Consider the following 20,661-nt stretch of genomic DNA (forward strand, 5'->3'; position numbering starts at 1 on the left):
GTAGTGTCAGGCCGCGTAGGCCCAAGTGCGTTCATGCGAGAAGTTCGCCCGGATCAGCGCCTCGGCCACCGGAGGGCAAACGCTGTTGCCGCACATCCTGACTTGCGCCGACTTCGACAGCTTCCTGCGCGGCAGAAGTCGCGGATCACCGTCGACCTGCTTGCCGTTGTTGAACAGCTCCGTGGGATCAGGAATTTCTTCGAACTGGTAGTGACTCGGGAATCCCTGAGCGGCGTAAAGCTCCTTCGGCTGAAGCATGCGCAGGCCGATATCGACGATTTGGTAGTCGACGCCATGGATCGTCACGAGACCGTAGCGGTCCTTGGTGGTGACGGTGTGCAGCGGCTCTTCTAGACGTGGATCTTGATCGGTGCCGTAGTATTTGAGAAGGAAGGCACGCACCTCGGCATGGTGCTGGCCGTCGGCGCTGACCGTATGCAGCGGCTCGTCCAAGCCGGCGCCAGTGCTTGTGCCGCGAAGCTTAATAAGGCTGCTGGTGACTATGCCTAGCGCGTGGGGCGAGCCAGCCGGATTTTCCTTCGGCCCGGCGGTGATAGTGGGTACCGGTTCATCCATCGAACTGCCGGTGGCGCCGGTGCGGAACTTGGTGATGTGCGCCGACACCAGGCTGAAGTGACCGCCCTTTACCTGCGCGCAGATGGTGCGCAGCGGCTCGTCCGCCGGCATCACGCGCTGATTGGCCGCCTGCGCGTGCTCGGTCAGGAATGCCGAGACCAGCGCGGCCTTGCTGGCGCCGGCGACGACGGTGCCCAGCGGTTTCTCGATGTCCATCGCTCGCGGCGACTGGCCGGCGCGCTCGCCGTAGCCGGTCTGCACCAGGGTAGCGACGGAGATCGCCTTCTCGCCACGGTTCGCGCCGGTGATGGTCCGGAATGGCTCGTCGATCGATTCTACCCGGTCACTGCCTTGGTGCGTGACTGGAACGATGAACGGCGAGCCGGCATCTATCACGTACCGCATGATGCCCTTGGCGATGCGTCGGAGCGTGGCCTCGGCCAGCGGCTTGTCGCGCTCGAAGATGCTCGGGCACGGCAGCGAGAAGTCGATGCACTCGGCGGCGGTGCGGTGCGGCTGCAATTGGCCGCTGGCCACAGCGGCAAGGTTGGGTGCACCGTGCGACTGGTCTGGCCAGGCGATCGGCAGGCCGTCGCGGCGTGCAACCATGAACAGGCGCTTGCGGATGGTCGGCGTGTTGTAGTCACTTGCGCGGATCTCACGGAATTCGACCGAGTAGCCGTGGCCCTTTAACTGGCGCACGAAGCTGGCGAAGGTCTTGCCCTTCTTGGCCGGATCAGGCCGTAGCTTACCGTCGGTACCGACAATCAGCGGCCCCCACGTTTTAAACTCCTCGACGTTCTCCAGCATGATGACGCGAGGCTTACACTTGGCAGCCCAGCGCATCGCGACCCAGGCCAGGCCACGGATCTTTTTCGAGACCGGCGTGCCGCCTTTGGCCTTGCTGAAGTGCTTGCAGTCAGGCGACAGCCAAACCAGCGCCACCGGCCGATTGCCAGTCACCTCGATCGGATCAACGTCCCAGACGCTCTCGCACAGGTGCCGCGTGTACGGGTGGTTCAGCGCGTGCATCGCCAGCGCTTCAGGATCGTGATTGATGGCGATGTCGACCGGCCGGCCGAAGGCGGCCTCTAGGCCGGTGCTGGTGCCTCCGCCGCCAGCAAAATTGTCAATGATAAGTTCGTGGCCAAGATCCAGCGGCAGCGTGAAGTTGTCGCGCTTCATGCGGCTCTCCGATGCGCCTTGGTCAGGTGCTGGTTGACACTATGCCCGCGCGCCAGGACCGCCTGGGCCAGCATGACGCGCTGGCGGTGGCCGTGGCTCGCCTGGCGCAGCAGGCCGAAGTAGCTGTTGGCCGTGGCGTGCACATCGGACGCTGCAGCGGCGGCGATACGGTCGACCGCAACGTTGACCGTACGGCGGCGCGTGGTGCTGTGCCACGGCTTGATCACCTGTCCCACGAAATCAATGCCGCGATCGACTGGCTGCAGGATGGTCTTGCTCGGATTGAGCATGACGTCCAGCTGGGCAGGGAGGAAAGTGGCTATCTCCGCGCCGGCGGCGTTGAGCCATTGTGGTGACTCGTGCAATAGGACGAAGTCATCCACGTAGCGGATGTAGTAGCGGGCACCGATCCGGTGCTTCACGAACTGGTCCAGGCGGTCCAGCAGCACGTTGGCGAAGAACTGCGAGCTCAGGTTCCCGATCGGCAGGCCGTGGTCGGCGTCCTGGTGGCCGAGCCGCTTATGGGGCGGCACGCGGCTCAAGAGCTTGGCGCTGCCGCGATACTCCACATTCTCGCGTGGGTCGTGGAAGAGAATCGTTTCTGCCAGGCGCATCCACCACGGCTCGTTCACCATGACGGCTATCAGGTCGCGCAGGCGGTGCTTGTTGATGCTGACGAAGAAATTGGCCAGATCACATTTCAAATACCACGCCGGCTTGCTCCAGTTCTGGGTTATGCTGCGGACCTTCCTTTCCAGGCGCTTGGCGGCATACATGGTGCCCCGGCCCGGGATGCAGGCGCAGCTGTCCGAGATGAAGCTGGCGTGGAAGCGCGGCGAGATATGGTTATACAGCAGGTGGTGCACGATCCGGTCGCGGAACTCCGCTGCCCAGACCTCGCGGGCCTTGGGTCGGGTCACGACAAAGCAGATCGAGCGGCCGGGGCGATAGGAGCCGCTGTGCAGCTCATCGTACAGGTCGGCCAGATTGGATTCGAGGCGGACTTCGAATTCCAGCGCGCTGGGCGTGGAGCGTTTGTGTTTCCGGCAATCGAGGTATGCCTGCACCAGCTTCTCGAAGGAGAAGCTGGGCGGCGGCGCCGTATGATCTGCGGAAGGCGCGCACGCGGCCGGCAGCCGACTTGTGATTGTTGTTCTGATTGCCATCGTTGAAGTTCTGGTTCCAGGCATAATGGGCGTTGGCCTCGTGCTGCGATCGTGCGTGCTATCTACGTCGCCACGCCGAAGGCAAAGCCGATCAGCATGGAAACTGCGCCAGACCTGCCCGGACTCAGCCGGCGGTATCTGTGCTGCGCATGGCGGTGCCCGAGTAGGGCAGCGGCACGACCAGATTAATAAATCGCTCAGGCGTGATGGCCTTGACCATCACGCAGCGGGCGAGCGGCGGCGTAGTTCTTCCACCCGCCAGCCTGTTTTCCGATCTGCGTGGTTACCTGCACTGCGGCCGCATACCGCTTGGTCGAGATGAATTGCTTGTCCCGGCCAAGGCGGATCAGCAGCTCTGTCACCTGCAGGCGTTCGAGCAAGGCCTCGATGTACGGCACCTTCTCTTTTGCGGCATTGGCCCTGGCGATCAGCACGAGGATCTCGATGCACTCCTCGTGGATCTTCCGGCCGAACGACCCCTTGAAGTCGCGGGGCATGTCCTTGACCAGGTCGGCAGCAAGGCTGAGCAGGGCGTAGGCCTCTTTGTAGATCGGAAGGCTGGTATGGGTAGCCATTTAAATTAATGAATGGTTAAATTTCGAATCTGCGGAAGGCGCGCACGCGGCCGGCAGCCGACTTGAGATTGCTGTCCTGATAGCCACCGCCGAAGTACTGGAGCCAGGCAAAATGGGCGAGGGCCTCGTGCTGCGTGCTGGACCAGTACCAGGAATGCAGCAGGGCGTCGGCTTCGTCTACACGCAGGGCGGGCACGGGCGTCTGCGCAGGGGAGTCGTCGCTGTATTCTGCGCCGGCAGGAACGCTGCTGCTGTTCGCGCCGTGGCCCTGCCAGTTTTCATCGGTGGTCGGCTTGAATTGGCGATAGGCCATCTCCAGTTCGTCCTTCGAGGGGATGTACCAGTCACGGTGGCCGCCGATTTCCAGCGCGCGCACGCGCTCCGCCAACTTGCTGTCAGCGGCGACCATGGCCTCGGTATTGCGCATGCCGTCGTTGACGCTCTTGGCGCCCTCCACCGACTCCAGCGTGCCGTTCCAGCGGCCGCCGACTTCCCCTGCTGCGCCGGCCATCACCACGCCGAATTCCTTGTCGGCTACCTTGATGATGCCGACGAAGTAGCCGCCGTTGATGATGGCGCCGATGGCGGCCGGGATGTTCGTTTGATTCTGATTCATGTTGACCTCTCTATAGGTGCTGCGATTGCGCGCCGCTGGCGGCGCGGGAGACTTGCGCTTAGGTTGCTTTCGTGGCCGGCTGCAGTTCATCGACCGGGATGTGCCACGGCTGGCCGTCAAGGGCGCCGGGCACCTGAACGGCAGCGATGCGGCGGCCATTGCTCAGGTCGGCCTTGATGTCAGCCACCTTGCCGGTCTGGAAGCCGTGGTCGGAGTCGAAGCGAACAGGCGAGCCAACGGTGATTTGCTGGGTGGCGGCGCGCATTACGGCTGCCCCATCAGGACGGTGTAGCCGCTGGCCACGGCCGCATCCACGTAAGCCTGGAATGCCTCTTCCACGGCATTTAGTGGGCGGTCCAGCTCGTACCAGAATTTCACCTTTCCGGCGCCCAGGCGGTACTTCAGGCGCGCGCGGATCTTGTAGGCTTGTGCGTTCTTGAACAGGCGCACGCCCAGGAAGAACTCGCGAGGGATCGACAGCGTGCCGTCGGCGCCGGCCGTCGCGCTGGTCTGTTCGCTGTAGGTCAGCTGCACCTGGCCGTTGTCCAGACGCTGGTGCGACTTGAAGTCGACTTCGGTCTTCGCCTGCAGGGTCAGGGCCACGGCGTACAGTGCATCGCCGGACGGCTCATCGCTACCTTCCGCCGGTGGGGCGATATCCGCGATGTTGTCTTCGAGGAAGATAGCGAACGCTTCCTGATCCATCTTCACGCCGCTGTTGTTCAGCCAGGTGGTGAATTCGCGGCTGTACTCAGCCTGATAGACAGCGCGGTGATCACGGCGGCCTGGCTGGTTGACGACAGCGCCGTCGGAGCCGAGCGCGTGGTCGTTCAGCACGGCCACCAGCGTGCGGCTGTCATGGTCGGCGTAGATGTAAGTGCAAGCGGGATCACCCTGCTGCGTCACATAGGCGGCGAAGCTGCTGATATCGCTTAGGCGCTGCGTGCCGGCCTTGCGGCGCGGCGCCAGTGCGGTGGCTTCGATCGCGGCCGTGACGTTTTCCAGCGTGTGGTCCTTGGGCACCAAGGCGAAAAATGCGTCGCCTTGCTGGCGAATCGCGGATGCCAGCGTGCTCAGCTTGCCGATCTTGTCGATCGCCGTGGTATCCAGGTGAACCTGCTCAGCTGGCTGCTGGCTCGCCAGCAGGGTGGTCGGTTGTTGAATTTCGGTGCTCATTGAATCGCTTCCTTCAGGGTGGTGGGTTGAGCGGATGGCGCCTGGCGCAGGTCCAGGCTGCTCTGGCGCGGATGGCTACGCGACAGTTCGTTATCCGAGGTGAGCCAGTAGACGTCGGTACCGCGCTCAGGCTTCGGAAGGGTGACGGTTACCTTGTCGGTGATCATGACCTTATCGACTTCGGAGCCTTTGCTGGCGGGCTTCACCTCGATCTTCAAGGTGACCGTGCCGCCCTTACCGGTCATCGCGACGGCTGCCAGCAGGTCATTCAGGCCGGTGCTCAGCTCGGAATGGGTGCGGCCGTCGCGCAGCTCCTGCACGATGACCGCAAATGCCTTGTTGCTCATGTTTGCGTTGCCTTTCTCAGTGGTGGATTAATACTTTTTGCCGCCTACCGCCAGGCGGGCTTCCGGCTTGTGGTCCGGGCGCTGGAGGTTGAACGCCAGCTTTTCGCTGATGGCGGCGCCGAGGTCGTAGCCGCGGCTGCCGGCGAGGTCGAAGATGCGGATGACGGCGTCGGCCAGCTCCACTTCCAGCATTTCGCGATGAGGGAGCTTGTCGTCCATCAGGCTCTTGCGGTCGCCTTCCATGCCTTCGGCAACCTCGGAGACGATCAGCATCAGCATCTCGCCGGTGTTGCGCTCGATGCGCATGCCGGTGGCGGGATCGTTCCACCAGCCGCTGTACACGGCTGCGCCATGGCATTGTTGGTTCAGGATCTGGCCCGCCGTCAGCAGGGCGGGCGAGTTCAATGCGAATTGGATTGGGGAGGACATCTTGATTCCTTTCAGTCGTTGTCGTTGGCCTGCAGCTTCTTCACGTCGATGCGCGCGCGGCGCTGCAGATGCCGGCGAGCGAGCAAATTCAAAATCAGGTAGTACGACCGCTGCTTCAGCATCTCGTCCAGCGGCATGTCCGTTGCCAGCGCACGGTGTGCGATTTCAAGGGCGGCTCGGTCAGTGATCGGTGCGTTCATCGTGGCCTCTCAAATCGGCTGGACGGTCACTCCGCAAGCGCCGTGGCGGTCCAGTGCTTCAATGTGTACGGCGCCGCTGTCGGTGCCGATGGCGAAATAGCTGAATGGCGGCGTGCCAGGCATGCGTACCGTCACCACAAAGGCGCTCATGAGACGGGCCGGTGTTGTTCGATGTGGTCGGCCCAGATGCTGCAGCCTTCGCTGACGCCGGCAAAGAAGGCGTCGTATGCGGCGGTGCCGGCTTTGTGTGGGCAGGTCATGGGCTTCATCGTGAAGCGCAACGTCAGCAGCGCGCGGACGCCCAGCTTGTATTCCTCACTGCGCGGCGTGCGGCCTTCCGCGAAGGCCAGCGTCATCAGGTGTTCGATCCACTCGCGGGGATTCATTGGTTTGTTCATGCGGCACCTATCAGGTTCAGGATGTTGCGAATAGACGTGACGGTTTCAGCGGACACGGCGCCATTGCGTTCGAAATCGGCGTCCACCGCGCGGCATGCGCCAGCAAGCTCGTCGCTGTACGCCATCTGGGAGGCAGCCACCTTCATTGCGGCGGCGGGCAGGCCGGCCAGCGTGCCTGGTGGTGGCGTGCGGGCAATGAAGCGGCCCTCCACGTTGTAGATGGAGAAGCACCCGGTCGAGCACTGCCGAATACGGGCGCCGCTGGCACGCTGGTACGCGGTCAGATGATCGGCATGTGCGTGCAAGTGCGCGGCGTGCAGCTGTGCATTCGACAGCTTGGTCTCATCGATCGCAAAGAAGCGGCGGTCACCGCATTCCGGTTTCAATGCGTCCATATCGCTGGACGCGAAGACAAAATTCGTGTTGGTGCGCATGGTTGTCGGCTCAATCGGCAGCGTGGAAGAGGCCGGGCGTCCCGCGCCCGGCTACTGAATGACTAAATGCTCAAATGGCAAATCTGCGGAAGGCGCGCACGCGGCCGGCAGCCGACTTGTGACTGTTGAGCTGAAAGCCATCGTTGAAGCCCTGGGACCAGGCACAATGGGCGGTGGCCTCGTGCTGCGAGCTGGTCCAGTACCAGGCGGCTTTGAACGCTTCGCGGCCGCCGTCGGCAAAGAGGGCCACAGTGGTCTGCTCAGGCGACGCCTTGGTGTAGGCCTTGCCAGCCGGGATGCTGCTGGGGTTGATGCCGTCGTCGCCGTCGGCGTAGTTGGTCTGCTGCGTGGGCTTCAGCTGGCGGTAGGCCATTTCCAGTTCGTCCTTCGCAGGGATGTACCAGTCGCTGTAGCCGTTGATGGTAGTGCCCAATACGGCCTTGGCCAGATCGCTGCCTGCTTCGGCCATGGCCTTCGTATTCGCGAGGCCATCGCAGCGCGACGTGGCGCCGGATACCAGACTGACGTCGTCGTTCCATTTGCCCTGGAACTCGCCCGACACGACGGGGGAGACGACCACAGCGTAGCGCTGGCCTTTCACCTCGATCACGCCGACGAAATAGCCGCCCGCCAACGGCGCGCCAAAGCGCATGCCATCGACTGATTGGTGGTGGGCGCCCAACTGCGCGATGATGTCGGGCGAGGCGGTGATGATGCGCTGGTCGGCGTCGAGCACGATCAGGTGCTGGCCGGCGCGGTCGGTGTACTTGGTGAGGCCTTCCCACTTCGAGGAGACGGTCAGGCCGGTGATTGCGTGATTACCCAGGCGGGCAGAGTAGGTGGGCTCTTCGGTGATGCTCAGGATTGCTGAGACTGGCGACATGCTGTTCTCCATCGGTTGGTGAGTCGATGGAGGAACTATAGCAATTTGCTTTTTAGTTCGCAATAGCAAATTGCATAATTTGTCTTCGGCGCGGCTTCTTCAGGCGAAAAAAAATCCCCTGGCAGGGGATCTCTTCGTGCTAGCCAACGCGGCTAGGCCAGTGCCGACTGGCAGTGCCGGCATTTTATGGCTTCAATTTTGATCTCTTCAGCGCAATGCGGACACTTTCGGGTGAACGCGGTCTCATAGTCTTTTTGTACTGCACTAGGTGTCTCGGGCGGTGTAATAGGGACGTCCCGCGATACTTCTTTCCATCCGTTTTTAAGGTATTTGCGGCGAAGTATGCCTCGGATAGATAGGGCATACGCAATAGCGGCTATTGGCCCGCAAATAATTAGGGCTGGACCTCCAGATACGATGGTGGGAATGATGACGGCTAAAGTCCATATCAGAACGTGCGACCACAACCCTTTGAATATTAGATAGAAGATTCCGAACAAGACGACCCAGATGGGTGTCAGGTCGGAGACTTCCTCGCGATATCCATTCGCTGGGTTTTCGTAGATGTGGTCCATGAAAATCACCCCTTCAAAGAGAATGCAATCAGGAAATTGTACCTACGTTAACTTGCTGAAATCTATCGAAAAATCACCACGTCAAATTCGATCGGTTTCCCTGCGGACGACACGGCCTACGACAATGCACTCGCCGCTCGCGCAGCCTTTAGGTCTATGTCTTGTCTGATCGGCGTTGTCGGAGAACAGCCACCATTGCCCACGCTCTTTAACCAGGCGCTTAATCACTGCCTCTCCATCGTAGTTGAACGCGAATACTTCGCCGTCTTTCATTTGTGTATCAGCAGTGTTGACGATTACGAGGTCGCCCTCATAGAGGTTCGGCTCCATGCTATCCCCGGTTACCGTAAGCGCAACAAGTTTTGACGGATGAAGGCCCTTGCGATCCACCCAGTTTTTATTTACTGAGAGCACGCTGCCGTCATAGATTTCGGGCACGGTTTCAAATCCTGCAAAACCGGCGCGCAATATCAGTTGAACTTTGGGGATGTGATAGAAGTTTGGATCGCCAGGGTCAGCGATCACGACGGCATGGGCACCGAGCACCACTGGCGTTTCTCCATGAGGCATATCCATCCAACCCTCCGGCTTCCCGCATCCAACTTCCAGCTTTTTTGCCAACGCATCGCCTACGCCACGCGAGCGGCCAGTTGAGGACTTAGCACCATTCAGAATCTGGCTGAGATACATGGGTGCTGTTTCTGCACGGCGTGCCACTTCCTCGGCGGTCTTGAATTCTTTCACAAGCGCACGGAGGTTTTCGAGGCGGATCTGTTTCGAGGTAGACATGTGGGCATTAAATAGCAATGTGCTTATGTTTGGAATGCGCAAATTGCTATTGACCGGCAAAAAGCAAATTGCTATAGTCGGCGCATGAAACTCATCGACTATGTGCAAGGGCGCGGAGCGCGTAGCGCGCTGGCCAAAAAACTCAACCTGACCCCGGTGCTGATCAGCCAGTGGGCCAATGAGACGCGTCCAGTGCCGCCTGAGCGGTGCGTCGAAATCGAAGTCGCTACCGATGGCGAGGTATCACGTCGAGATCTTCGCCCCGATGATTGGTGGCGTATATGGCCTGAATTGACCGCCAAGCCAGAAGTGACGTCCTGACCGTGAATCATCAGCTGCGAGAGCAGCAGTATTGTTGCGCCTAAAAAGTTGCAGTTTGGAATTAGTTTCATGGTGGAACGTGCTGAATAGATTGTTTTGATGATTATTTCATTTCTTTTTTGTAACTCTTACGTTTTTTGAATGGGTCAGCGCATGAATGCCAAAGATGCCTTCCACCAGACAGTCCATAACTACCCCGGCGGCTGCGAGGCACTGGCCGCACGTTTAGGTGTAAACGCAGCAGTTTTGCGCAACAAAGCCAATCCGAACGCGGACTATCACAAGCCAACGCTGGATGATGTGGACCGAGTGATGGTGCTCACCGGCGACGTATCCGTTCTCCATGCGCTTGCGGCCAACGTTGGCCACGTCTGTGTGCGTGCCGAGACCGACGGTGCTGTGTCCGACATGGCAGTGCTGGAGTTGGTGGCCAAGGCATGGTCGGCCAGTAGCGATGTGGGTGCTGAGGTCTACGCCACGCTGGCCGACGGAATCGTAGAGGCGCATGAAGTGAGGCGCGTCGAGCAGGCGGTCTATCGTACTGTGCAGGCACTGAACGAGATGGTAACCCGTCTGAAGTCCATGGCCGAGAAGTAACGCATGGACCTCACACAAGTCATTGACCAGATGCAGGCCTACGGCCTGCCTATGCTGCCAGCCGGGCACCCGATCCGTGACGGCCGCATCAAGCGCTTCGGCAAGGGCAAGAAGGCGTGGTATCGGTTGCGCGAGGTCCGCCTGCGCACCGGCAAGATCGTCGTCACCGGCGCCTTCGGCCTCTGGCAGGGGCAGGACCCGAACACGGTGCCTGTCACGATCGACTGGAGCGGCGTGACCGACGAAGAGCGCGCCGACTTCGACCGGCGCCAGGCTGAATTCGAACGGCAGGAGCAGGAGCGGCGCGCGCACGCGGCCGAGTTGGCTGCTGGCCGCGCCCGGCAGCAGTGGCGGGACGCCACCGACGTCGCCGCGCCCGAGTTGGTGCCCTACCTCCTGCGCAAACAGGTCGGCGGCGAGCATGCTCGTGTGACCGCTGACGGCACGCTGCTGGTGCCGGCGCGCCGCTACCGTGCCGGGCGCGCGCCGCAGCTGGTCAGCGTGCAGAAGATTGCGCCGGACGGCGAAAAGCGATTCAATCTGGGCGCGGACATGGTCGGCGCCGCATGCTTGTTGGGGGCGATCCCACAGGATGCGCCACTGATCGGCGTGGCTGAAGGTTACGCCACTGGCCAGTCGGCCCGCCTCGCGACCGACTGCACCTTCCCGGTCATGGTGGCCTTCAACGCCGGCAACATCATGGCGGTGGCTACGCAGCTGCGCGAGGATTTCCCTGACGCGATCCTGCTGTTCCTGGCAGACGATGATTGGCAGCTCACCCAGCGCTTCGCAAAGATGCTGGTGGACGACTGGGCCATCTCGGATGCAGTTCCGATCGATGGCGCGAGCCGTTCGTTCACATCGGAAGCTGGCGACGAAGTCGTCGTCAAGTCCTGGTGGCGCAAGGACGCCAATGGCGTGGCCTACATCGAGGCCGACGTGCGATCAGGCCGCCGGATCAAGATGTACAAGTTCGAGAACGCGGGCATCTCCCGCTCGCGTGCTGCTGCCAAGGCCGTTGGCAATGCCCACGTCGTCTGGCCGGAATTCGTAGATCGCGGCGAGAACAAGTGGACCGACTTCAACGACCTGCACGTTGAGCAATCGCTCGATGATGTGCGCGCGCAGCTGGAACCGGTCGTGGCCCGGTTGCTTGCTGGCGAGCCTGATGCGGTTGCTGGCGAAGCCGACATACCGCTGCCGCCCGCCGCTGAAGCTGTCGATTCCCCCGTGCCCCCTTCTCAGGATGACGTCGTGGGACTAGTCGCGCCGACGGCGGAGCAGCTGATCGCGCACTTCGCGCTGATCTACCCGACCACGGACGTGTGGGACAGCCTGCGGCGCCAGCGGATGAAGCGCTCGGCATTCGCAGCGTGGGTCGGCAAGGCCGCTGCAGCGGAATGGGAGAAAGATCCGAAGCGCCGTACGATCATGCGCGACTCGCTGCCAGCGCTGATCGGCGGCCGCGCAGTCCAGGGGGGCGCCGGGGGCGGCAAGCTCGATGAGATGCTGGAGCACCTCACGCTGCTGCGCGGCACGGAGACCGTCTGGGACGGCATCGGCCAGCAGGTGATGACGCTGGGCGCCGTACGCGCCGACTACACGGCCGATCTGACGTCGAAGTGGCAAGAGCATGCGCTGCGCAAGACGATCGAAGCGCGCAACCTGGTGTTCGATCCGACGCAGCAGGCTGACCCCGAGACGTGCGTCAACATCTTCCTTGGCTGGCCGGTGAGACCAGTCCCTAACGTGGAGCTGGTCCAGCCAATCCTCGCGCTCCTTGAATCGTTATGCAGCGGCGAGGATAACGTCGATGACTGCGTGGCCTGGATACTGCGCTGGCTTGCGTTCCCGCTGCAAAACCCTGGGGCCAAGATGCAGACGGCGCTGCTGATGTTTGGTGAGAAGCAGGGCACCGGCAAGAGCCTGTTCTTCCAGGATGTGATGGCTCCGATCTACGGAGAGTACGGCACCGTGGCCAGTCAGCACCAGTTGGATTCCACCTTCACCGCCTGGCGCTCGCGCAAGCTGTTCGTGCTGTTCGAAGAGGTGCTGTCGCGCGACGACAAGTACAGCCACAACGGCACGCTGAAGTACATGATTACCGGCAAAAAGATGTCGATCAACCAGAAGAACCTGCCGGAGCGGACGGAAACCAACCACCTCAACGGTGTTTTCCTGTCGAATGAACCGCAGCCGATCCCGATCGAGCTGGAGGACCGCCGCTTCATGGTGATTGAGGCGCGTGCGCGGCAGTCGAAGGAGTTTTACGACAGTGTCGCCGCGGCCCTCAATGCCGGCGCTGTTGAGGCCTTCTACCACTTCCTGCTGAACTTCCCCTTGGACGGGTTCAACGAACACACCAAGCCGCTGATGACGCTGGCCAAGGAGCGCGTGATCGAGTTCGGTCTGAACAGCTGGATGTCGTTCCACCGCAGCTGGAAGGAGGGCTACCTGGCCGCGCCGTACTGCTCCTGCCTGTCTGAAGACCTCTTCAAGATCTACAGGCGCTGGTGCGATCGCACCGGTGAGAAGCCGCTCACGCTGTGCAAGTTCGCCGGCCTGATCGCCAGCCGGGAGCACAAGGTGAAGCGCAGCGTCGCGGTCGGCGCCAAGGGCAAGACCACCAGGATGGTTTTCGAAATCAAGGCCGAGGGCGAGGAAGAGTCGCTGGAGAAGCAGATCGAGCGCTTCCGCCGCCTTGGTGACATCCGAGGTGACAGTAGGGCAGATGACCCTGAGTAATGCAGGGTTGAGCAGGGTTTGAAACCAACCCTGCAACGTCAAAGCCCGCATGAATACAGGGCTGTAGCAGGGCAGTCAGTGTTTGCATGGTTTTACGCACGTATGCGAGAGATTTCTTTCAGGGCTTAACTGAACCATCTCGCATACATGAGAAATCACCCTGCACACCCTGCGCACCCTGCTACGAGTGAGTGTTTATGCTGGTTAGACGATTGCAGGGTTGTTTTGGAACCCTGCGCAAGTATGCAGGGTCAAGATTTCGGGTTGAAGTCCAAGATTGGGGAACAGAATGATGCGAGAAAAGATAACGATGGCATGGCGCGGAAAATGCCCGCCAGTCGAGGAACTGGCCCTTGTCGAGGTCAGGGCGCCGGTGGTTCCGCCAGCAGCGCCTGTTGCCACGCTGGTAGCGCCGGCGAAGGCGACTGAGCAGGACCCGCTGGAGCTGTGCCTGGAGCTGTGGAAGATTTGGATGGCTGACGGCATCGATCGTGATCTCGGCATGCAAACGATGCGCGGCCTGCAGGGCGACGGCGATGGGCATGGCATCGATATCCACGAAGCCCAGCGCGCGAACGATATCAAGATCGCCCAGGCCACCGATGCGATGATCGACAGCATGCTGGTGATCCACCGTTGGGCCATATACCGGCTCTGCAGCCTGGCCTCGCCGTGGCGCTTCCCGAACGCCTCGCTGGTCACCGTTGGCGAGGAGGCGCGTAGCAATTTGCGCGGGCTGCTCAAAGAAAATGTTTGCACCGCGATTCTTTTTTGATATAGTGCTCGCACAGGGCGACTTCGCACGCCCAGAAAAAAGTAAGCCCGCCTCCTTACCGACGCGGGCTTTTTTTATTTGCACCTACCGAAGGCCGCTGCCGCAGCAATGCGCAGCGGCCTTTTGCATTGGAGCCGCCCATGAGTATCGAAGCTGAGCGCACCTGGCTGCTGATCGTTCTGCAGCTGGCGCACATGCAGGTGGACATCAAGCACAACCAAGTTCGCGGCCCGGGCACCGGCCGTCTTCACTATCTGAGGTAAGACATGACCGTCCGTCTGCTGGCCGACTACGACCGCTATCCGGCCAATGCCATCGTCACACTGGATGCCGGCACCGAGACCGGGCTGATCAACGCGAAGCGCGCGCTCGCTGACCTCACTGGTGGCGTTGCACTGTTACCTGAATCGACGCCAGCCGAGACCATTTACGAAGCGAAAACCGTTGCCGTTGGTCGGACTCGCACTTTCACCTTAAACGAAGGTCAAGTGCTGATACTGAACGGCTCGGCGGGGGCGTTGGGATCTGCATCCCAACTCAACCCTGTTGCAGGCGGCTCTGCGCTGGCTTCGTGGGCTGTAAGCCAGGGCATTGTCGGCCCTATCGGCCCCTACGTCGGTACACAAAAGGTGGCGGTTTCGTGCACCTCCGGTAGCATCACCGTCACGCCTCAGGATGCTTCCGCGAGCAATGCGATCCTGCAGGGGAATCCCGCAGGTGTGCCATTTCGCCTGAAGTTGCCTGATGGCCGCGCCATCGCGCAGCGACGCGTGGGCAGGAGAGGCACCGTGGTGCTTGACGGTTCTAATCCCGCAAACTGGGCGTTTATTTTCGGCACGGACGGTAGTTCCTCGCTGAGCAGCGACGCGGTGAATAAACAATACTCTGCGAGTGGGCTGTCGGTGAATCCTGGCGGAATCGCGACACAGGGTGTTAAGCGCACGCTCGCCAGCACATTTGCCATCAGTGCTGGCACTGTGATTCGCGTCAACCTCTACATTCCGCCAGCGGGCTACAGCGCAAGTCAAACCTTCACAATCAAATTCTCTTCCGACGCCAACGCAACGAAGTCACTGCAGTACATCTTCAGCAACGCGCACATTCAGCCTGGCTGGAATGCGTTGACAGTGATTGCAGGCGAGGATGGCACCTACGAACCTCAGGCAGGCGCGGCCTGGACTGCTGCCGGCGGGCAAGCTTGGGGAGATAATTTCAATTACTTCCACATTTTTGGCGGCGCCAACGTTGCGAATCAGCCATGGGTGCTGGACTCGGTGACGATTGGCGCCGCCGACGTGCCGCGCTTTGTGTACACCACCGACGGGACCGATCCATCGATTCTTGCGAAGATCGCGCCGGCCATGGCTGCGTACGGATTCGTCGGCACGGCTATGATTGACGGCGATGCTGCCACCGTGAATTCGTTCGCGGCCACAGCTAAGCTGTTGATGTCGCGCTATGGCTGGGAATTGGGTGTGCAGGGCATTACGCACACTAGCTACAACACCAATGGGCGTGATATAGGCGCAGATTGGGACACCTGCGTGGCCAACTTCCTCGCTGCAGGACTGCCCGCGCCGCGCACATTCGCATATCCGCAGAACGCTGCAAGTGTGGCCAACGACGCAATTCTTGCCGCGCGCGGCTGCGTGTGGCGGCGCGCCTCAGGGCTCGACATCACGCATAACAGCCCGGGCTTTTTGCCGGGAATGATCGACACCATGGTGCGGCAGGGCTGCAATGCTCACTCCGGCCAGAACTATAACACTGGAACTGTGTACCAGCAGATCAAGAACCGAATCGCCCACCACGGGAAAGTAGCTGGCATCATGTCCTCGTTCGCTCATAACGAGTCGATGCTCTCCACTGACTGGGCGCTCGGTGGCGACTTGTCGCAGTTCTACATGATGTTGGAGCAATGGGCGCAGATCGGCGCCGAGTCGCTGCTTGCATCGCAAGTAGGCGCTGTAGCGAAGCAGGCCGTCTTTTACTAAAACGATGGCGACTGCCAAGGTTCCGAGCTGGCGTAGCGACCGCCGTAAAACAGCCGAGAGAGGCTACGGCGGACGCTGGCAACGTGAGCGGGCAGCGTATCTCCAGCATCATCCGCTCTGCGTGCTCTGCCAAGCGCGTGGCCTTGCCGTCGAAGCTACGGTGGTTGACCACAAGGTCGCCCATCAAGGCAACGAAGATCTCATGTGGAATCAAGAGAACTGGCAGCCGCTGTGCAAACCTTGCCACGACGGCGAGAAGCAGCAGCTTGAGAAGAGCGGCACGGTCAAGGGCTGCACTGTAGATGGCCTGCCGTTGGATGCGAATCACCATTGGTCGAAGCCAGCGCGAGTAGAAAAGTTATAGGAGCTAACCCTCGTTCCTGCTCGATTTTTCGAGCGATCGAATCGAAAAATGACTGGAAGGCAACATTCCTGCTCAACCGAAAGGTTGCCTAATGTCATCAAGAAGCGGGGACTGGGGGGGGGGAGGCAAATGTTGAGGCCGACGTCTCCCTGACCGGCCTGTACCCTGTTTTTGTATGAGCGGGAAATATGAGAGGGGGGTATTCCCCCGTAGGAGATGGGCATGGCAGGCAATTCGAACTCTGGACGCAAGGCCATTCCGGCCACCGTGCATCTGATACGCGGCAACCCGAGCAAGAAGTCGGCCGAAGAACTGGCGGGGGCGACCTCCCGCTCCGGTCCGCCGGCGCAGGCGCCGGCATGCCCTGACTTCCTGACCGCCGATGCGAAGACGGAGTGGCGCCGCATCATCAATGACTTGGTGGTGTTGGGCGTCGTCACCAAGATTGACCGCGCCGAGCTGGCGGTGTACTGCCAGGCGTGGTCGGACTGGAAGATGGCGCGCAAGAAGATCGCAGAGATGCGCGACACCGGCTTTGTCGAGACCACACCGAGCGGCTACAAGCAGATGAGCGCGTGGATGCAGGTGGCCAACCGCGCCGAGGATCGCATGCGCACCGCTGGTTCCTCGTTCGGCCTGAATCCTGCCGCGCGTGGACGCCTCGAAATTCGCTCACCTCAGGGTGAGCTGTTCCCGAATGAGCAGAAAGACGCAGCAGAGAAATACTTCTGATCGCGCAACGGAGTTCGCCCAGGGCGCGGTCAGCGGCACGCTGGTCGCTGGCCCCCACGTACGCGCCGCTTGCGCCCGGCACCTAAAGGATCTGGAGGATGGCCACGAGCGCGGCCTGACGTGGGATCTGGCCGCCGCCCAGCGCGCGATCGGATATTTCGAAGAAGTTCTGTGCCTGAACGGCGGTCAGTACGAAGGCAAGGCCTTCCGCGTGCTGGGCTGGCAGGCATTCGTCATCGGCTCGCTCTTCGGTTGGAAGGGACCTGACGGTTACCGCCGGTTCCGCGTGGCGTATGTCGAGACGGCCAAAGGGTCCGGGAAGTCGCCACTGGCGGCCGGCATCGGCCTGTATGGACTGACGTCGGACGGCGAGGCGCGCGCCGAGGTGTATGCGGCAGCAACGAAGAAGGATCAGGCGCAGATCCTGTTCCGCGATGCGATCGCGATGGTTGACCAGTCGCCGTCGCTCGCCGGCCGGCTGGCGATATCCGGCGCCAAAGGCAAGGAGTGGAACCTTGCCCACAACAAGACCTCGTCCTTCTTCAGGCCGATCAGTGCCGATGACGGGCAGTCCGGCCCGCGCCCTCACATCGCGCTGCTGGACGAGATCCACGAGCACAAGAATGCCAACGTGGTCGAGATGATGCGCGCGGGCACCAAGAGCCGGCAGCAGGCGTTGATCTTCATGATCACCAACAGCGGCAGCAACAAGCAGTCAATGTGTTTCGAGTATCACGACTACGGCGTAAAGGTTTGCAGCGGCACGCTGCGCGATGACAGCTTCTTCGCCTTCATCTGCTCGCTGGATCATGGCGATGACCCGTTCAAGGATGAGGCGTGCTGGTATAAGGCAAATCCGAGCCTGGCAGACGGAATACCGGGCCTGAAATACCTGCGTGAGCAGGTGACACAGGCCCGGGGCATGCCGTCGAAGGAAGCGCTGGTGCGGCGCCTGAACTTCTGCGAGTGGACCGCCGCCGCCGCGCCCTGGATATCGAGTGAGGTGTGGTTTGCGTGCGAGGACGACGACATGCCGCTGGAAGCGCTCTACGGGCGCAGCGGCGTGGCCGGTCTGGACCTGTCCAGCACACAGGATTTGACTGCGCTGGTGGTCGCGCTGGACCCGACGGAGGATGACCCGCACGTACGTGTGGTGCCGTATTTCTGGCTGCCCGGGGATGGCCTGCAGGAGAAAGCCGACCGTGACCGGGTGCCTTACCTCGCCTGGCGCGATGCTGGGCATCTGGAAGCGTTGCCGGGGCGCGCGGTGAACAAGCTGGCGGTGCTGCACCGGTTGGTGTCGGTGTGCGAGCTGTTTGATATCCGCACGATCGCCTACGACCGCTGGCGCATCGAGGACTTCAAGCAGCAGATCGAAAACGAGGGCGCCACGCTCCCTGAGCTCAAGCCTTTCGGCCAAGGGTTCAAGGAGATGGCACCGGCGGTGGACGAGTTCGAACGGCTGCTGCTGGACCAGAAGATGAAACACAACGGCAACCCGGTGATGACCTGGTGCGCCGCCAACGCGGTGCTGGTCAGTGATCCAGCGGGCAACCGCAAGCTGTCGAAAATTCAGGCTACCGGCCGCATCGACGGCATGGTGGCGGGTGTAATGGCGATCGGCTCAGGTATGGGCGCGGTCGAATCGAGTGAGATCGAGCAAGGATTCGTAGAACTATGACGACGACAGCCTCGTGGGACGACGTGCAGCGGCGCGCCGCGGTGCCCGGCTCCGCCATCCTGAACGCATGGCGCGCAGAGCGGGAGAGCGCGCGTGCTCAGGCACAGGTGTCAAATGCCACCTACAGCCCCGAAGTCATGGAGGCATTCGGCGTGGTTCCTGGCGCTGCCGGTATGTGCGTGTCGGCCACCAGCGCCATGCGAGTTGCAGCTGTCTACGCCTGTGTGCAGAAGATCGCGGAGCCGATCGCCACCTTGCCGATTTACCTCTACAAGACGGACGGTGACACCGCTGACAAACTGCCCCGCGACGACCTCTGGTACAAGCTGAACGAGCAGCCATCGCCCCAGTACACGGCGGCGAGCCACTGGGAGGGCGTGAGCATCGCCCAGCTGCTGCGCGGTGATGCCTATACCTGGATTCGCCGCAACGCGAACAACAGCATCCGGGAGCTGCTGCCGCTGCCTTGGGGCAGCGTCAGTCCCATCCGGCAGTCCGATGGCAGCGTGCGCTATTACGTCAGCCTGCCGGACTATGGCATCAACACCTGGCTGGAGCCAGCCGAGATCCTGCACTTCCCCGGCTTCGGGTTCGACGGTCTGAAGTCGATGTCGGTGATCTCGCATGCGGCCCGGTCTGCCGTCGGCAACGCACTGGCGATGGACGAATACAGCGGCAAGTTCTTCGCCAACGGCGCCCACCCGTCCATCGTTCTGGAGGCGCCGGGCGTCATGAAGCAGCCGCAGATTGATCAGCTGCAGGCTGCCTTCGTCAAGAAGTACGCGGGCATGGAAAATGCCCACCGGCTGCCGCTGGTGCTCACTGAAAACGTCAAGGCCCGGGAAATCAGTCTCAGCGCCGAGGATGCGCAGCTGCTGGAGGCGCGCAAGTTCCAGGTGGTGGATATTGCGCGAGCGTTCGGCGTGCCCCCGCACATGATTGGCGAAACCAGCGGCGCCTCCGCCGTCGGCGCCGGCTACGAAGAGCAGGGCCGCAACTTCATCGCTTATACCCTGCAAGGTCATCTGCGCCGGATCGAGCAGGAACTGAACCGCAAGCTCTTCCCTCGCAATTTCGGCCGGTTCATCCAGTTCGACCGTGAAGCCCTGATCGAAGGCAACAGCGCCGCGCAGGCTGCGTACTATCGCGCCGCACTCGGCGGTCCCGGCACCGGCATGGGCTGGATGAGCGTAGACGAAGTGCGCAAGCGTAAAGGCCTGGCGCCGAAGGGCGGCGCATCCGGCGAGATTTTCGACCCCCGCACCATGAAAGCACCTATCCCAAATGAAAATCCAGCAACTGCTGCGTGACAACGCCGGCCGCGAAAAGCGGCCACTGAATCTCGTGCGCAACGGCACCGAGGCGTCGCTGTATATCTACGACGTAATCGACTCGTACTGGGGCGTCAGCGCCATGGACGTGGTCGCTCAGCTCAATCTGATTGGTGATGCCCAGCTGCTGCACGTGTATCTCAATACCCCCGGCGGCGATGTATTCGAGGGCCGGGCCATCATGGCCGAAATTCGCCGCTTTGCCGGCAAAACCGTTGCCCACATCGACAGTCTCTGCGCCAGTGCTGGCACCAGCATTGCCATGGCGTGTGACGAGGTGGAGATGTCGAAGGGCGCCTTCTTCATGATCCACAACGCCAGCGGCTGGGCATACGGCGACAAGCAGGACATGCGCGAAACCGCCGACCTGCTGGAGAAGGTCGAAGGGGCGATCATCACCGATTACACCGACAAGACGGGCAAGGACGCGGCCGAAATCGCGGCGTGGATGGATGCCGAGACCTGGTTCACCGCAGAGGAAGCGCTCGCCGCCGGCTTCATCGACCGGCTGGCGCCTGAGTCGGCCTCGACGGCCGAGACCACCAACCTGTGGAACCTCGCTGCATTTAACCGCGCGCCCAAGGCGCTCAAGCCGGGCAACAAGGCCACCGCCGAGCCCCCTGCGCAAAACCAATCAACGAATCCGTCGATGACTGTGGCCAACGCGAACCGGTTACGACTGCTGCAAGCTGTTTAGCGCTCTCGCGCACAACACCGTGAGGGCCGGATGCCCTCGCCAACCCAAGGAGCCAACAGGCTCCTTTTTTTATGG

25 protein-coding genes are annotated in these 20,661 nt (G+C 61.5%); 11 read left to right on the forward strand and 14 right to left on the reverse strand.

All coding sequences use genetic code 11. The annotated features are described in order from the left end of the window. Positions 1-6 precede the first annotated feature (6 nt). The 14 genes from ABDW57_RS01775 to ABDW57_RS01840 form a co-directional block, all read right to left on the reverse strand. Positions 7-1,761 (reverse strand): DNA cytosine methyltransferase, encoded by a 1,755-nt coding sequence (locus tag ABDW57_RS01775; RefSeq protein ID WP_343728491.1) that lies wholly within the window; start codon positions 1,759-1,761, stop codon positions 7-9. Next, positions 1,758-2,828 carry an RNA-directed DNA polymerase gene (locus tag ABDW57_RS01780; protein ID WP_343728492.1) on the reverse strand — a complete coding sequence of 357 codons (1,071 nt, stop codon included), beginning with the start codon at positions 2,826-2,828 and terminating at the stop codon, positions 1,758-1,760. The genes ABDW57_RS01775 and ABDW57_RS01780 overlap by 4 nt, the downstream gene beginning before the upstream one ends. Positions 2,829-3,124: 296 nt before the next feature. Beyond that, positions 3,125-3,502 (reverse strand): four helix bundle protein, encoded by a 378-nt coding sequence (locus ABDW57_RS01785; RefSeq protein WP_343728493.1) that lies wholly within the window; start codon positions 3,500-3,502, stop codon positions 3,125-3,127. A gap of 16 nt (positions 3,503-3,518) precedes the next feature. After that, positions 3,519-4,118 carry a DUF1566 domain-containing protein gene (locus ABDW57_RS01790; RefSeq protein WP_343728494.1) on the reverse strand — a complete coding sequence of 200 codons (600 nt, stop codon included), beginning with the start codon at positions 4,116-4,118 and terminating at the stop codon, positions 3,519-3,521. Between the two features lie 58 nt (positions 4,119-4,176). Then, the gene (locus ABDW57_RS01795) at positions 4,177-4,383 is read right to left on the reverse strand and encodes a hypothetical protein (RefSeq protein ID WP_343728495.1); all 207 of its coding nucleotides are present in this window, start codon (positions 4,381-4,383) and stop codon (positions 4,177-4,179) included. Then, a complete protein-coding gene (locus ABDW57_RS01800; RefSeq protein WP_343728496.1) occupies positions 4,383-5,294 on the reverse strand; it encodes a DUF2303 family protein in 912 nt (303 codons plus the stop codon). Before ABDW57_RS01800 ends, ABDW57_RS01795 begins: the two co-directional genes overlap by 1 nt. Next, positions 5,291-5,641 carry a hypothetical protein gene (locus ABDW57_RS01805; protein ID WP_343728497.1) on the reverse strand — a complete coding sequence of 117 codons (351 nt, stop codon included), beginning with the start codon at positions 5,639-5,641 and terminating at the stop codon, positions 5,291-5,293. The genes ABDW57_RS01800 and ABDW57_RS01805 overlap by 4 nt, the downstream gene beginning before the upstream one ends. A 27-nt stretch (positions 5,642-5,668) precedes the next feature. Then, positions 5,669-6,070: a hypothetical protein gene (locus ABDW57_RS01810; protein ID WP_343728498.1), complete on the reverse strand. Its 402-nt coding sequence runs from the start codon at positions 6,068-6,070 to the stop codon at positions 5,669-5,671. 11 nt (positions 6,071-6,081) lie between these two features. Then, the gene (locus ABDW57_RS01815; protein ID WP_343728499.1) at positions 6,082-6,270 is read right to left on the reverse strand and encodes a hypothetical protein; all 189 of its coding nucleotides are present in this window, start codon (positions 6,268-6,270) and stop codon (positions 6,082-6,084) included. A 9-nt stretch (positions 6,271-6,279) separates the two neighbouring features. After that, positions 6,280-6,420, reverse strand: coding sequence for a hypothetical protein (locus ABDW57_RS01820; protein WP_343728500.1), 141 nt, complete (start codon positions 6,418-6,420; stop codon positions 6,280-6,282). After that, positions 6,417-6,668, reverse strand: coding sequence for a hypothetical protein (locus ABDW57_RS01825; RefSeq protein ID WP_343728501.1), 252 nt, complete (start codon positions 6,666-6,668; stop codon positions 6,417-6,419). The genes ABDW57_RS01820 and ABDW57_RS01825 overlap by 4 nt, the downstream gene beginning before the upstream one ends. Next, positions 6,665-7,102, reverse strand: a complete 438-nt coding sequence (locus ABDW57_RS01830; protein WP_343728502.1) for a hypothetical protein — start codon at positions 7,100-7,102, stop codon at positions 6,665-6,667. The genes ABDW57_RS01825 and ABDW57_RS01830 overlap by 4 nt, the downstream gene beginning before the upstream one ends. Before the next feature lie 70 nt (positions 7,103-7,172). Next, positions 7,173-7,985 carry a DUF1566 domain-containing protein gene (locus ABDW57_RS01835; RefSeq protein WP_343728503.1) on the reverse strand — a complete coding sequence of 271 codons (813 nt, stop codon included), beginning with the start codon at positions 7,983-7,985 and terminating at the stop codon, positions 7,173-7,175. Positions 7,986-8,641: 656 nt separating this feature from the next. Then, positions 8,642-9,349, reverse strand: a complete 708-nt coding sequence (locus ABDW57_RS01840; protein ID WP_343728504.1) for a S24 family peptidase — start codon at positions 9,347-9,349, stop codon at positions 8,642-8,644. Between the two features lie 84 nt (positions 9,350-9,433). On the opposite strand from ABDW57_RS01840, the gene ABDW57_RS01845 reads away from it, so the two are divergent. The 11 genes from ABDW57_RS01845 to ABDW57_RS01895 all read left to right on the forward strand — a co-directional run bounded on the left by ABDW57_RS01845 (position 9,434) and on the right by ABDW57_RS01895 (position 20,586). Beyond that, positions 9,434-9,670, forward strand: a complete 237-nt coding sequence (locus ABDW57_RS01845; RefSeq protein WP_343728505.1) for a Cro/CI family transcriptional regulator — start codon at positions 9,434-9,436, stop codon at positions 9,668-9,670. A gap of 153 nt (positions 9,671-9,823) precedes the next feature. Beyond that, positions 9,824-10,267 (forward strand): phage regulatory CII family protein, encoded by a 444-nt coding sequence (locus ABDW57_RS01850; protein WP_343728506.1) that lies wholly within the window; start codon positions 9,824-9,826, stop codon positions 10,265-10,267. Between the two features lie 3 nt (positions 10,268-10,270). Then, positions 10,271-13,012, forward strand: a complete 2,742-nt coding sequence (locus ABDW57_RS01855) for a DUF5906 domain-containing protein (protein ID WP_343728507.1) — start codon at positions 10,271-10,273, stop codon at positions 13,010-13,012. 289 nt (positions 13,013-13,301) lie between these two features. Continuing rightward, positions 13,302-13,787, forward strand: coding sequence for a hypothetical protein (locus tag ABDW57_RS01860; protein ID WP_343728508.1), 486 nt, complete (start codon positions 13,302-13,304; stop codon positions 13,785-13,787). Positions 13,788-13,927: 140 nt separating this feature from the next. After that, positions 13,928-14,050 (forward strand): hypothetical protein, encoded by a 123-nt coding sequence (locus ABDW57_RS01865; RefSeq protein ID WP_343728509.1) that lies wholly within the window; start codon positions 13,928-13,930, stop codon positions 14,048-14,050. Between the two features lie 3 nt (positions 14,051-14,053). After that, positions 14,054-15,781, forward strand: a complete 1,728-nt coding sequence (locus tag ABDW57_RS01870) for a hypothetical protein (RefSeq protein WP_343728510.1) — start codon at positions 14,054-14,056, stop codon at positions 15,779-15,781. 4 nt (positions 15,782-15,785) lie between these two features. Continuing rightward, on the forward strand, positions 15,786-16,145 hold the full coding sequence (locus ABDW57_RS01875; protein ID WP_343728511.1) for an HNH endonuclease signature motif containing protein: 360 nt from the start codon (positions 15,786-15,788) through the stop codon (positions 16,143-16,145). A gap of 222 nt (positions 16,146-16,367) precedes the next feature. Beyond that, positions 16,368-16,877: a phage terminase small subunit P27 family gene (locus ABDW57_RS01880; protein ID WP_343728512.1), complete on the forward strand. Its 510-nt coding sequence runs from the start codon at positions 16,368-16,370 to the stop codon at positions 16,875-16,877. Next, positions 16,843-18,558 carry a terminase TerL endonuclease subunit gene (locus ABDW57_RS01885; RefSeq protein ID WP_343728513.1) on the forward strand — a complete coding sequence of 572 codons (1,716 nt, stop codon included), beginning with the start codon at positions 16,843-16,845 and terminating at the stop codon, positions 18,556-18,558. Before ABDW57_RS01880 ends, ABDW57_RS01885 begins: the two co-directional genes overlap by 35 nt. Beyond that, a complete protein-coding gene (locus ABDW57_RS01890) occupies positions 18,555-19,868 on the forward strand; it encodes a phage portal protein (RefSeq protein WP_343728514.1) in 1,314 nt (437 codons plus the stop codon). Before ABDW57_RS01885 ends, ABDW57_RS01890 begins: the two co-directional genes overlap by 4 nt. Then, a complete protein-coding gene (locus ABDW57_RS01895) occupies positions 19,843-20,586 on the forward strand; it encodes a head maturation protease, ClpP-related (RefSeq protein WP_343728515.1) in 744 nt (247 codons plus the stop codon). Before ABDW57_RS01890 ends, ABDW57_RS01895 begins: the two co-directional genes overlap by 26 nt. The last annotated feature ends 75 nt before the right edge of the window (positions 20,587-20,661 follow it).

This window comes from Duganella sp. (assembly GCF_039595735.1).
Taxonomy (GTDB): Bacteria; Pseudomonadota; Gammaproteobacteria; order Burkholderiales; family Burkholderiaceae_D; genus Rugamonas.

Bases quoted from the DNA above. Each gene is read 5' to 3' on its own strand.
- ABDW57_RS01775 (WP_343728491.1), bottom strand. From the start codon at position 1,761: ATGAAGCGCGACAACTTCACGCTGCCGCTGGATCTTGGCCACGAACTT.
- ABDW57_RS01825 (WP_343728501.1), bottom strand. From the start codon at position 6,668: ATGAACAAACCAATGAATCCCCGCGAGTGGATCGAACACCTGATGACG.
- ABDW57_RS01850 (WP_343728506.1), top strand. From the start codon at position 9,824: ATGAATGCCAAAGATGCCTTCCACCAGACAGTCCATAACTACCCCGGC.
- ABDW57_RS01790 (WP_343728494.1), bottom strand. From the start codon at position 4,118: ATGAATCAGAATCAAACGAACATCCCGGCCGCCATCGGCGCCATCATC.
- ABDW57_RS01810 (WP_343728498.1), bottom strand. From the start codon at position 6,070: ATGTCCTCCCCAATCCAATTCGCATTGAACTCGCCCGCCCTGCTGACG.
- ABDW57_RS01835 (WP_343728503.1), bottom strand. From the start codon at position 7,985: ATGTCGCCAGTCTCAGCAATCCTGAGCATCACCGAAGAGCCCACCTAC.
- ABDW57_RS01870 (WP_343728510.1), top strand. From the start codon at position 14,054: ATGACCGTCCGTCTGCTGGCCGACTACGACCGCTATCCGGCCAATGCC.
- ABDW57_RS01840 (WP_343728504.1), bottom strand. From the start codon at position 9,349: ATGTCTACCTCGAAACAGATCCGCCTCGAAAACCTCCGTGCGCTTGTG.
- ABDW57_RS01875 (WP_343728511.1), top strand. From the start codon at position 15,786: ATGGCGACTGCCAAGGTTCCGAGCTGGCGTAGCGACCGCCGTAAAACA.
- ABDW57_RS01865 (WP_343728509.1), top strand. From the start codon at position 13,928: ATGAGTATCGAAGCTGAGCGCACCTGGCTGCTGATCGTTCTGCAGCTG.
- ABDW57_RS01795 (WP_343728495.1), bottom strand. From the start codon at position 4,383: ATGCGCGCCGCCACCCAGCAAATCACCGTTGGCTCGCCTGTTCGCTTC.
- ABDW57_RS01860 (WP_343728508.1), top strand. From the start codon at position 13,302: ATGATGCGAGAAAAGATAACGATGGCATGGCGCGGAAAATGCCCGCCA.
- ABDW57_RS01895 (WP_343728515.1), top strand. From the start codon at position 19,843: ATGAAAATCCAGCAACTGCTGCGTGACAACGCCGGCCGCGAAAAGCGG.
- ABDW57_RS01885 (WP_343728513.1), top strand. From the start codon at position 16,843: ATGAGCAGAAAGACGCAGCAGAGAAATACTTCTGATCGCGCAACGGAG.
- ABDW57_RS01855 (WP_343728507.1), top strand. From the start codon at position 10,271: ATGGACCTCACACAAGTCATTGACCAGATGCAGGCCTACGGCCTGCCT.
- ABDW57_RS01805 (WP_343728497.1), bottom strand. From the start codon at position 5,641: ATGAGCAACAAGGCATTTGCGGTCATCGTGCAGGAGCTGCGCGACGGC.
- ABDW57_RS01800 (WP_343728496.1), bottom strand. From the start codon at position 5,294: ATGAGCACCGAAATTCAACAACCGACCACCCTGCTGGCGAGCCAGCAG.
- ABDW57_RS01785 (WP_343728493.1), bottom strand. From the start codon at position 3,502: ATGGCTACCCATACCAGCCTTCCGATCTACAAAGAGGCCTACGCCCTG.
- ABDW57_RS01830 (WP_343728502.1), bottom strand. From the start codon at position 7,102: ATGCGCACCAACACGAATTTTGTCTTCGCGTCCAGCGATATGGACGCA.
- ABDW57_RS01880 (WP_343728512.1), top strand. From the start codon at position 16,368: ATGGCAGGCAATTCGAACTCTGGACGCAAGGCCATTCCGGCCACCGTG.
- ABDW57_RS01890 (WP_343728514.1), top strand. From the start codon at position 18,555: ATGACGACGACAGCCTCGTGGGACGACGTGCAGCGGCGCGCCGCGGTG.
- ABDW57_RS01820 (WP_343728500.1), bottom strand. From the start codon at position 6,420: ATGAGCGCCTTTGTGGTGACGGTACGCATGCCTGGCACGCCGCCATTC.
- ABDW57_RS01815 (WP_343728499.1), bottom strand. From the start codon at position 6,270: ATGAACGCACCGATCACTGACCGAGCCGCCCTTGAAATCGCACACCGT.
- ABDW57_RS01845 (WP_343728505.1), top strand. From the start codon at position 9,434: ATGAAACTCATCGACTATGTGCAAGGGCGCGGAGCGCGTAGCGCGCTG.